Origin of the sequence: Streptomyces sp. (assembly GCF_050698815.1) — a bacterium.
In the GTDB taxonomy this organism is placed as follows: domain Bacteria; phylum Actinomycetota; class Actinomycetes; order Streptomycetales; family Streptomycetaceae; genus Streptomyces.
This window is the reverse complement of the sequence record NZ_JBOHCV010000170.1, coordinates 1-10,310: the sequence shown is the minus strand read 5'-3', so window position 1 is coordinate 10,310 and position 10,310 is coordinate 1. Positions and strand designations below refer to the sequence as shown.

At 69.9% G+C, this 10,310-nt stretch carries 9 protein-coding genes and 1 pseudogene; 1 reads left to right on the top strand and 9 read right to left on the bottom strand.

What is annotated here, in order from left to right:
- Window positions 1–168: 168 nt before the first annotated feature.
- The 9 genes and pseudogenes from ACRDP3_RS06470 to ACRDP3_RS06430 form a co-directional block, all read right to left on the bottom strand.
- On the bottom strand, window positions 169–408 hold the full coding sequence (locus tag ACRDP3_RS06470; RefSeq protein ID WP_431515856.1) for an acyl-CoA carboxylase epsilon subunit: 240 nt from the start codon (window positions 406–408) through the stop codon (window positions 169–171).
- Between the two features lie 16 nt (window positions 409–424).
- Window positions 425–2,050 carry an acyl-CoA carboxylase subunit beta gene (locus tag ACRDP3_RS06465; protein WP_431515855.1) on the bottom strand — a complete coding sequence of 542 codons (1,626 nt, stop codon included), beginning with the start codon at window positions 2,048–2,050 and terminating at the stop codon, window positions 425–427.
- A gap of 397 nt (window positions 2,051–2,447) precedes the next feature.
- Window positions 2,448–4,049, bottom strand: coding sequence for a citramalate synthase (gene cimA / locus ACRDP3_RS06460; RefSeq protein ID WP_431515854.1), 1,602 nt, complete (start codon window positions 4,047–4,049; stop codon window positions 2,448–2,450).
- Window positions 4,050–4,530: 481 nt separating this feature from the next.
- Window positions 4,531–5,340, bottom strand: coding sequence for an alpha/beta fold hydrolase (locus ACRDP3_RS06455; RefSeq protein WP_431515853.1), 810 nt, complete (start codon window positions 5,338–5,340; stop codon window positions 4,531–4,533).
- Window positions 5,341–5,342: 2 nt separating this feature from the next.
- Window positions 5,343–5,477, bottom strand: a complete 135-nt coding sequence (locus ACRDP3_RS06450) for a hypothetical protein (RefSeq protein ID WP_431515852.1) — start codon at window positions 5,475–5,477, stop codon at window positions 5,343–5,345.
- 376 nt (window positions 5,478–5,853) lie between these two features.
- Window positions 5,854–6,957: a branched-chain amino acid aminotransferase gene (locus tag ACRDP3_RS06445; RefSeq protein WP_431515851.1), complete on the bottom strand. Its 1,104-nt coding sequence runs from the start codon at window positions 6,955–6,957 to the stop codon at window positions 5,854–5,856.
- 226 nt (window positions 6,958–7,183) lie between these two features.
- Entirely contained in the window at window positions 7,184–8,221 is a 1,038-nt protein-coding gene (locus ACRDP3_RS06440; protein ID WP_431515850.1) for a 3-isopropylmalate dehydrogenase, read from the bottom strand.
- 164 nt (window positions 8,222–8,385) lie between these two features.
- Window positions 8,386–8,517 carry a hypothetical protein gene (locus ACRDP3_RS06435; RefSeq protein WP_431515849.1) on the bottom strand — a complete coding sequence of 44 codons (132 nt, stop codon included), beginning with the start codon at window positions 8,515–8,517 and terminating at the stop codon, window positions 8,386–8,388.
- Between the two features lie 205 nt (window positions 8,518–8,722).
- A pseudogene (locus ACRDP3_RS06430) lies at window positions 8,723–9,510 on the bottom strand (HAD family hydrolase).
- 86 nt (window positions 9,511–9,596) lie between these two features.
- On the opposite strand from ACRDP3_RS06430, the gene ACRDP3_RS06425 reads away from it, so the two are divergent.
- A complete protein-coding gene (locus ACRDP3_RS06425) occupies window positions 9,597–10,304 on the top strand; it encodes a nitroreductase family protein (RefSeq protein WP_431515848.1) in 708 nt (235 codons plus the stop codon).
- Window positions 10,305–10,310: the final 6 nt, after the last annotated feature.

Here is a 10,310-nt window from a genome sequence, read left to right as displayed (position 1 = left end):
TCTCCCGGTCAAGCGCCTCGAAGAACCTCGCCTTCAACCCCTCAAAATCCACGATCCCCGCAACTCCCTGAAGCTCAGGGTGTTGCGGGGATCGCTAGAGCCCGCCTGTACCGGGGGCCGTTCGCCGCACTGTCCGTCTGTTTCCGCTGCTTGCCGCCCGTGTGCCGCTCAGCCCTGCCAGCTGTGCGGGGCCCGGAAGCCGCGGGCGCGCTCCAGCCGGCGCCAGCCCGCCTTGCCCTCGCGGGCACGGGCTGCCGGAATCTCCCCATGCCGCGCGGACGCGGCGGCACGGGCCAGCAACAGGGCTGTGACTGCGGCCAGTTCCTCGTCGTTGGCCTGCCCCTTCTCGACCCGCACGAGACGGGTGTCGACGGCGGGGACGGGCGCTGCGGTGCCGGTGCTGTTCATCGACGTTTCTCTTCCCTTACTGCGGCGGATTGCCGTGCTTGCGGGACGGCAGGTCGGCGTGCTTGGTGCGGAGCATCTGGAGCGAGCGGATGAGGACTTCGCGGGTCTCGGCGGGGTCGATGACGTCGTCGACCAGGCCGCGCTCGGCGGCGTAGTACGGATGCATCAGCTCGGCCTTGTACTCCTTGACCATCCGCGCCCGCATCGCCTCCGGGTCGTCGGCGCCGCTGATCTGCCGCCGGAAGATCACGTTGGCCGCGCCCTCCGCGCCCATCACCGCGATCTCGTTCGTCGGCCAGGCGAAGGTCAGGTCGGCACCGATGGACTGGGAATCCATCACGATGTACGCGCCGCCGTAGGCCTTGCGCAGCACCACCGAGATCCGCGGGACCGTCGCGTTGCAGTACGCGTACAGCAGCTTCGCGCCGTGCCGGATGATCCCGCCGTGCTCCTGGTCGACCCCGGGCAGGAAGCCCGGCACGTCCAGCAGCGTGAGGATGGGGATGTTGAAGGCGTCACACATCTGCACGAAGCGGGCGGCCTTCTCGGACGCCTCGATGTCCAGCACCCCGGCCAGGGACTGCGGCTGGTTGGCGACGATGCCCACCACCTGACCGTCCATCCGCGCCAGGCACACGATGATGTTGGTCGCCCACCGCTCGTGGATCTCCAGGAGGTCGCCGTCGTCGACGATCTCCTCGATCACCTTCCGCATGTCGTACGGGCGGTTGCCGTCCGCCGGAACCAGATCCAGCAGTGCCTCACCGCGCCGGTCGGCCGGGTCGCTCGCGTCCTCGGCCGGCGGGTTCTCCCGGTTGTTGGACGGCAGCAGCGAGAGCAGGTAGCGCACCTCCTCCAGGCACGACTGCTCGTCGTCGTAGGCGAAGTGCGAGACTCCCGAGGTCGCGGCGTGCACATCCGCGCCGCCCAGCCCGTTCTGGGACACCTTGGCGCCGGTCACAGCCTGCACCACATCGGGTCCGGTGATGAACATCTGCGAGGTGTCGCGGACCATGAACACGAAGTCGGTCAGCGCCGGCGAATAGGCCGCCCCGCCCGCGCACGGGCCGAGCATCACCGAGATCTGCGGGATCACTCCCGAGGCCCGGGTGTTGCGCTGGAAGATGCCGCCGTATCCGGCCAGTGCCGAGACGCCCTCCTGGATACGGGCCCCCGCCCCGTCGTTCAGCGAGACCAGGGGCGCCCCCGCGGAGATCGCCATGTCCATGATCTTGTGGATCTTCGTGGCGTGCGCCTCCCCCAGCGCACCGCCGAAGATGCGGAAGTCGTGCGCGTAGACGAACACCGTCCGTCCGTGCACCAGCCCCCAGCCGGTGACCACCCCGTCGGTGTACGGCTTCTTCTCCTCCAGGCCGAAGCCGACCGCCCGGTGCCGCCGCAGCGGTTCCACCTCACGGAAGGTCCCCTCGTCCAGGAGCAGGTCGATGCGCTCCCGTACGGTCAGCTTCCCCTTGGCGTGCTGTGCCTGCGTCGCCCGCTCACTCGGACCCTGCAGGGCACGTTCACGCATGGCGCGCAGCTCCGCGACCCGCCCACGGGCGTCCTGCGCCTGGGGCTCTGCGGACTCGGGCTCGGTCACGGTCTCCTCGGTCTGGTGCGACGGCTGGGACGGATCGGTCATGTATAGACCCTACGAAACGCCAGGCCGATTCCTCGTCGTCAGATCCGGACAGTGTCCGGGCCCGATTCATGGCTGCGCTGGACAGAACCCCACCCCTGGACCACTGCCGATCAGGGAAACCCCTACATCCACGGCGTAGGGGGCTGTGGGAATCCCACAGCCCCCTATCGGTGAACCGTCAGCCGCAGCTCAGCGCACCCGTACGGTGCGGCTCAGCGTGGCACCGTCCGTGCCCGGGGTCACCCGCGGCCGCAACCAGCGCTATTCCAGCCGTTGCCGGCCTCGTCATACGCGATCCGTTCCGAGGACATCGCCAGGCCGGCGCACCGGACCGGCCGTCGGTGAACCGCCCGCGCCATGGCCGGAAAAAGCCGGTCCCCCACCGGTTCGCTTCGCCCTACTCGTGGGGCTCCACGCCGGCTCGCAGCAGACCGAAGGTGTAGGCGTCGTCCAGGGCCTGCCAGGAGGCGGCGATGATGTTGCCCGCGACACCCACCGTCGACCACTCCGCGCCGCCATCGCTCATCGAGACCAGCACCCGGGTCGTGGAGTCGGTGCCGTGCGCGCCTTCCAGGATGCGCACCTTGTAGTCGACCAGGGAGAGCCTGGCCAGCTCCGGGTGCAGCCGCTCCAGCCCGCTGCGCAGTGCGCGGTCCAGGGCGTTGACCGGGCCGTTGCCCTCGGCGGTGGCGACGATGCGCTCGCCCTTGGCCCAGAGCTTGACCGTGGCCTCGTTGGCCTGGTCGCCGTCGGGCCGCTCTTCGACGATGGTGCGCCACGACTCCAGCCGGAAGAAACGCCGCGCCCGGCCGTGCGCCTCGTCGCGGAGCAGCAGTTCGAAGGAGGCGTCGGCGGCCTCGTAGGTGTAGCCCCGCAGCTCCTGCTCCTTGACCCGCTCCACGATCCGGCCGACCAGTTCGCGGTCGCCCTCGAGGTCGTAGCCGAGTTCCTTGCCCTTCAGCTCCACCGAGGCGCGGCCGGCCATGTCGGAGACGAGCATCCGCATGGAGTTGCCGACCAGTTCCGGGTCGATGTGCTGGTACAGGTCGGGGTCGATCTTGATCGCGGAGGCGTGCAGCCCAGCCTTGTGCGCGAAGGCCGAGGTGCCGACGTAGGGCTGGTGGGTGGAGGGGGTGAGGTTGACGACCTCGGCGACGGCGTGCGAGATGCGGGTCATCTCCGCCAGCGCCCCCTCGGGCAGCACCCGCTTGCCGTACTTGAGCTCGAGGGCCGCGGTGACCGGGAAGAGGTTGGCGTTGCCCACCCGCTCCCCGTAGCCGTTGGCGGTGCACTGGACGTGGGTGGCGCCCGCGTCCACCGCGGCCAGGGTGTTGGCGACGGCGCAGCCGGTGTCGTCCTGGGTGTGGATGCCCAGGCGCGCGCCCGTGTCGGCCAGGACGGTACGGACGACGGCGCGGATCTGGGCCGGGAGCATCCCGCCGTTGGTGTCGCAGAGCACCACCACCTCCGCGCCGGCCTCGTGGGCGGCGCTGACGACCTGCCGCGCGTAGCGGGCGTTGGCGTGGTAGCCGTCGAAGAAGTGCTCGCAGTCGACGAAGACCCGGCGGCCCTGCTCACGCAGGTACGTCACGGTGTCCCGGACCATCGCCAGGTTCTCTTCGAGCGTGGTGCGCAGGGCCAGCTCGACATGCCGGTCGTGCGACTTGGCGACGATGGTCACGACCGGGGCACCGGCCTCGACGAGTGCCTTGACCTGCGGGTCGTCCGCCGCCCGTACGCCTGCCTTGCGGGTGGAGCCGAAGGCGACGAGCTGGGCGTGCCGGAAGTCGATCTCCTTGCGGGCACGGTCGAAGAACTCGGTGTCGCGCGGGTTGGCGCCCGGCCAGCCGCCCTCGATGAAGCCGACGCCGAACTCGTCGAGGTGGCGGGCGATGGTCAGCTTGTCGGCGACGGTGAGGTTGATGCCCTCGCGCTGGGCGCCGTCGCGCAACGTGGTGTCGAAGACGTGGAAATTGTCGTCCGGGGCGTCGGTGGTCATGGTGGCTGTGGCTCCTGCGAGAAGAAGGGAGATCCGGAATGCCTGGCTCCACTTGTCCTCCATCATCCCTCGCGCCCTCGCCCCCGGCTGTGATGGGCCGGAAAACGAAAAAACCCCTCGCGGGTGCGAGAGGTCTGCGCGCGGGTCTGGGACACGGTGGCCGCTGCCGCACAGGTCTGTCTGCGGCAGTCGGTCACTGAGGACCGGCGCGCCTGCTGCCGATAATCATGGCGAACGAGGACACAACAGGATTCTGGCACAGACCACTCTGTGCCGGTACGGCGTCTCACCATCCGGGCACGGGGCGCGCCACCGCGCGGGTACGGCCCGTGCGCGGTGCGCGAGCATCGGTTCCGAGCAGCCTCGGCGCGGCGTCAGAGCCGACGTCCTCCGGATGCCGGAACAGCCGGTGCACGAACGGCGAGTGCGGCCCGACCGGCCGCCGCATCGTGTCCCCGACACGGACGACTAGCTGTACACGTCAACTCCCTGGCTCGACATCGCGCCAGAACGCATCGACTCGGTTGTTCCATTCGTCCGGTACTTCCTGGAAGGGCTGGTGGGCTTCCTCTTCCATGATTTCGAACCAGGCGTGGGGGATCCGTTCGGCCACTGCGCGTCCGAGCGGCGGCCGCGCGGTCGTGTCGCGGCCTCCTGCGAGGACGAGCGTCGGTGCGGCGATTTCCGGCAGGCGGTCGGCCGTGTCATGGCCGATGAACGCGTCGAGGAACCGCTGCACGTCCATGGCCGATTGCTTGTGGGGGAAGGCGAGTACTTCCTCGATGAACTGGTCGACGGTCCCGTCGTTGTGTGCTCGTGGCGTGTAGATGTCGAGGTAGAAGCCTTCGAGAAATTCCCGCTCGCTCGGAGCGACCTCCACCAGCCAGCGGATGAAGAGCAGCCACGAGCGAAAGTAGGGGTCCATCACTGTCCACGTGCTCTGCAGCACGAGGCTGCGCACGAGCTCGGGGTGACGAAGCGCCAGCTCCTGGGCGATGACGCTGCCGCCTGAGAAACCCGCCACGTGCGCGGAGGGAACGTCGAGGGCCCGGAGGACCTCGGCCGCGTCGTCGGCCATCATCTCCACGGAGACGGGATCGTCTGGCATTGCCGTCCGACCGGCTCCCCGGTTGTCGAAGGCGATCAGACGGTAGCGGTCCGAGAGTCCATCGAATTGGAACCGCCAGGACTCGACGGTGTCGCCCAGACCGCCGATGAGTAGGATATCCGGTCCTTGACCGGCCTGCTCGGTCCAGATGTCGAGGTCACCGGCGCGGACGTGCTCACCCATGCCTAGGTCTCTCCCGCCGGGCCGTGCCAGCTGTCCACGTGCGGCGCGTAGCGGGCGTTCCGGGTGATCGAGTAGTGCCAGCCCGTCTTCCCGCGCAGTGCCTCGGTCTCGGCGGTCGTCGTCGGCTTGAAACTCACCACGCCTCCTCGACACCTCGCCTGAAAGTCACTCCATCGTCACCCGGCAGCCGGCGGTCGCAACCTGGAGAGCGAGATCACGATCCGTCGGGGAGGGCTCACTGCAAGTTGCCGGCCATGCCTGTTCGTGACCAGGACGGGCAGGGTGCTCAGCTGCCGTTGGGAAAGGGTGGGACCCGGTGCTCGCTGGCATGGAGGCATGGGCATGCTCGAGAGGGACTCGCCCCCATCAACCCGACGGCTCTCGGACCGGATCGGCCATCCACGAGGCCGAGCACATCGCCGGCCCGCCCGGCGCGGCGCGCTCACCGCGCGGGTGCGGCGGTGAGCGGTGGCGGGTACGGACGCGACGCCCGTACCCGCAGCGTCCGTACTGTCAGGACACCGCGTGCATCCAGCCGTGCTTGTCCGCGGCCCGCCCGGTCTGCACCGCGAGCAGCGCCTCGCGCAGCTTCATCGTGATCTCGCCGGGCTGCCCGTCGGCGACCCGCCACGAGCCGTGCGCGGACTTCGCCTCGCCGACCGGGGTGATCACGGCGGCGGTACCGCACGCGAAGACCTCGGTGATGGTGCCGTCGGCGTTGCCCTCCCGCCAGTCGTCGACGGAGAGCCGGCCCTCCTCCGTCCCGTACCCCAGGTCGGCGGCGATGGCGAGCAGCGAGTCACGGGTGATGCCGGGCAGCAGGGTGCCGGTCAGCGCGGGCGTGACGATCTTCGCGTCCCGGCCGCTGCCGCGGACGAAGTAGAGGTTCATGCCGCCCATCTCCTCGATGTAGCGGTGCTCCACCGAGTCCAGCCAGACGACCTGGTCACAGCCTTGTTCCGCGGCCTGGGCCTGCGCGACCAGCGAAGCGGCGTAGTTGCCCGCGCACTTGGCCTCGCCGGTGCCGCCGGGGGCCGCCCGCGCGTACTCCGTCGACAGCCAGACCGAGACGGGCTGGACACCGCCGGGGAAGTAGGAGCCGGCGGGGGAGGCGATGACGACGAAGAGGTACTCGTTGGCCGGCCTGACGCCCAGTCCCACCTCGGCGGCGAACATGAACGGCCGCAGATAGAGCGACTGTTCCCCGATACCCGGGACCCAGGCGTCGTCCTGCTGGACGAGCAGCTCGCACGCCTCGAGGAAGGTCTCCACGGGGAGTTCCGGCATCGCCAGCCGGCGCGCGCTGCGCTGGAAGCGGCGAGCGTTGGCGTCGGGCCGGAAGGCCGCCACCGAGCCGTCCGGCTGCCGGTACGCCTTCAGCCCTTCGAAGATCGACTGGGCGTAGTGCAGCGTCATGTTCGCCGGATCCAGCTGGAGCGGCGCGTACGGCTGGAGCTGTGCGTCGTGCCAGCCACGGCCCTCCGTCCACCTGATCGTGATCATGTGGTCGGTGAAGTGGCGGCCGAAGCCCGGGTTGGCCAGTACCGCCTCGCGCTCCGCGTCGGACAGCGGCTGCGAGGAGGGCTTGAGGTCGAAATCGATTCGAGGCGTCGTCATGTGAGCGCGTCCTTCGCTGAGTGTCGTGGCGGACCGCGCTCCCGGGCGCCCTCGTCGTGGTGCTAGGACGTCCGAGCATTCCCTTGTGCGTCAGCCCCCACGTTCGATTATTGCGCGTGGCGGTCCGCGGAGGGAGTCCGGGTAAGCGGTCCTTACGGGATGGTGGCACCCGGACCCCGGATGACCCAGCCCGCCGGGGTGCCTGGTGGCCCGGCCGTGACCAGGGCTAGCCCGCTGCCCGTACCGCCAGGGTGTCGCCGATCTCGTCGGTGCTGCGCGCACCGTCGCGCTCCGCGAGGTCGGCGGTGACGGCGTCCTCGATACGGGCGGCCTCGGCCTCCAGACCGAGGTGGCGCAGCAGCAGGGCGACGGAGAGCACGGTCGCGGTGGGGTCCGCCTTGCCGGTGCCCGCGATGTCCGGCGCGGAGCCGTGCACCGGCTCGAACATGGAGGGGAACTCACCGGTCGGGTTGATGTTCCCGGACGCGGCGAGGCCGATGCCGCCGCTGACGGCGGCGGCGAGGTCGGTGAGGATGTCACCGAAGAGGTTGTCGGTGACGATCACGTCGAAGCGTGCCGGGTCGTTGACGAGGAAGATCGTCGCGGCGTCGACGTGCAGATAGTCGGTGGTGACCTCGGGGTACTCCTGGCCGACCTTGTCGAAGAGGTTCTTCCAGAGGTGGCCGGCGTGCACCAGGACGTTGTTCTTGTGCACCAGGGTCAGCTTCTTGCGGGGGCGGGCCTTCGCGCGCTCGTAGGCGTCCCGCACCACCCGCTCGACACCGTAGGCGGTGTTCACGCTGACCTCGTTGGCGACCTCGGCCGGGGTGCCGGTGCGGATGCTGCCGCCGTTGCCGACGTACGGGCCCTCGGTGCCCTCGCGAACGACGACGAAGTCGATGTCGGGACTGCCCGCGAGAGGGGTCTCCGTGTTCGGGAAGAGCTTGGAGGGGCGCAGGTTGACGTAGTGGTCGAAGGCGAACCGCAGTTTGAGCAGCAGCCCGCGCTCCAGCACGCCGGAGGGCACGCTCGGGTCGCCGATGGCACCCAGCAGGATCGCGTCGTGCTGCTTGAGCTGCTCCAGCTCGGCGTCCGGGAGGGTCTCCCCCGTCGCGTGCCAGCGCCGGGCGCCCAGGTCGTACTGCTTGGTCTCCAGCTTCACGTCCTGCGGAAGGACGGCGGACAGGACCTTGAGACCCTGCGCCACGACTTCCTGGCCGATTCCGTCACCGGGGATCACTGCGAGGCTGATGCTGCGAGACATGGCGGTGACCTTACCCGCCGTCCCAGAGAATGACACGCCCTGTCCACATCACGGACGGGTCGTACTCCGTCCACCTGTGCACTGCGTGCACTCCGTGTACCCCGAGTACGGGCCAGCCTGGCGGCGGGCTTGCCGCGCCGCCAGGCGGGACGGCCGTAGGCGGGTCAGTGGCCGGTGGCGCCGCCGTTGTCGCGGCGGTCCAGTGCGCGCTGGAGCGCGGCTGCGGCGTTCTTGCGGTCGGCGTCACGGTTCTTGCGAGTGGTGTGACGGACGCGGCGGCGGGTGGTCTCATCCATGATCAGCAACTCCTTCAGCACACACGGCTTCGAGAAGGCGGGGACGCATTCGCGCCGGAAGGGGCGGGGGTGACCGGTGCGGCAGGGATCACCTGCGCGTGCGCACCGCACCTCATCCGCCGTTCGCTGGATGAGCGAGACGTTCGGCTTCTACAAAGGTAGAAGCGATCGGCCGTGTTGTCTCGCCAAATAGTTGGCCTTCCTACTATCTGAGACGAACACCACTCGTCAGGCCCCGCTGCAACTCCTCGAGCAGGGCGGGAAGCTCTCCCAGCGCGCTGATGCGCCGCGCCGCCGTCCCCGGTCCGGGTCGGGGGCCGGGGGCCGCGAGGGCGCAGGGCACCGCTCCCTCGCGGTCGAGCCAGATCCCCCACAGCCCCGCCGCGTCCGCGGCGCAGGCGTCCAGGTCGTGGCGGTCACCGACGTAGGCGACCTCACCCGGGGCCAGCCCCAGCGCGTCACACGCGGCGAGGAACGCCTCCGGGGCCGGTTTGGCGTGGCCCAGTTCGTCGGCGCAGAGCATCACCTCGAGGCGGTCCCTGATGCCGAGGGCGCGCAGCTTGCGGTCCTGGTTGGTGACGGAGGAGTTGGACAGCACGCCGTGCCGGTAGGCCGGGGTGAGCGCGTCCAGCGCCGGGACGGCGTCCGGGAAGAGGGTCCAGGCCTGCTCGTAGAGGGTGACGTAGCGGCCGAACCAGGTGTCGCCTCATCGTCGGTGAGCGGCGAGCCGAGAAAGGCGCGGGCGCGCTCCCTGCGGTGCTCGGCGAAGCCGAGTTCACCCTCGAGGAAGCGCGCGAACTGCCGCTCCATCACCGCCCGCCAGCGGCTCAGCGCCGCCTCGGGCGAGCCGTACCGTGTCAGCAGGCCCTCCGCCTCGATGTGCCGCTGGGGGCACCACCCGGGCCGTCAGGCCCAGGGGGAACCGGACCGGTCGGAACCGGTGTAGTCGAAGAGCGTGTCGTCGACATCCCACAGGACCGCACGGATCGTCATGGACCGGACGCTAGCAGGCAGTTGGCCGCGTCTTGTGCTGCGGCGGCGGTGCCGGTGGGGGCGACGCACCCCTACACTCCGCCGCCATGACAAACGATCAGCAGGACCAACTCCCGCTCTTCGACACCATGTCCACGATGCGCGCGATGCGGCGGCTCCGGCCCGATCCCGTACCGGACGAGCTGCTGGAGCGGCTCGTGCAGGCGGCGGTGTGGGCGCCGAGCGGGTCCAACCTCCAGCAGTTCCACTATGTCGTCGTGACCGACCGGCAGGTGATAGCGCGACTGGAGCCGCTGTGGCGCCGGTGCGTGAACGCGTATCTCGGCTCGGCGGGCAAGGCCACCCCGCCCGGCATGGACGAGGCGGCGTACGGGCGGATGGTCGCGGCCATCGAGTACCAGCGCGACCATTTCGCCGACACCCCCGCATTGATCATTCCCTGCTACCGCTACGTCCAGCCGAAGGGCGATCTGGACGGACTGCGGGCGATGCGCGAGGCCCTGGGTACGGGCGCGGTGCTGCGCCTGATGCGCGGCAGCCTCTTCAGCACCATCGCGGAGACCTCCAGCGTCTACCCCGGCGTGCAGAACCTGCTGCTGGCGGCACGCGGGCTCGGCCTGGGGGCCACGATCACCGTGTGGCACCTGATGCTGGAGCGGGAGTGGAAGCAGGTGCTGGGCATCCCCAAGGAGGTCAACACCTTCGCGGTGATCCCGGTCGGCCGGCCGGTGGGCAACTTCGGCCCGGTGCGCCGCCGTCCGGTCGCGGAGGTGCTGCACCGCGACGGCTGGTGAGGCCGG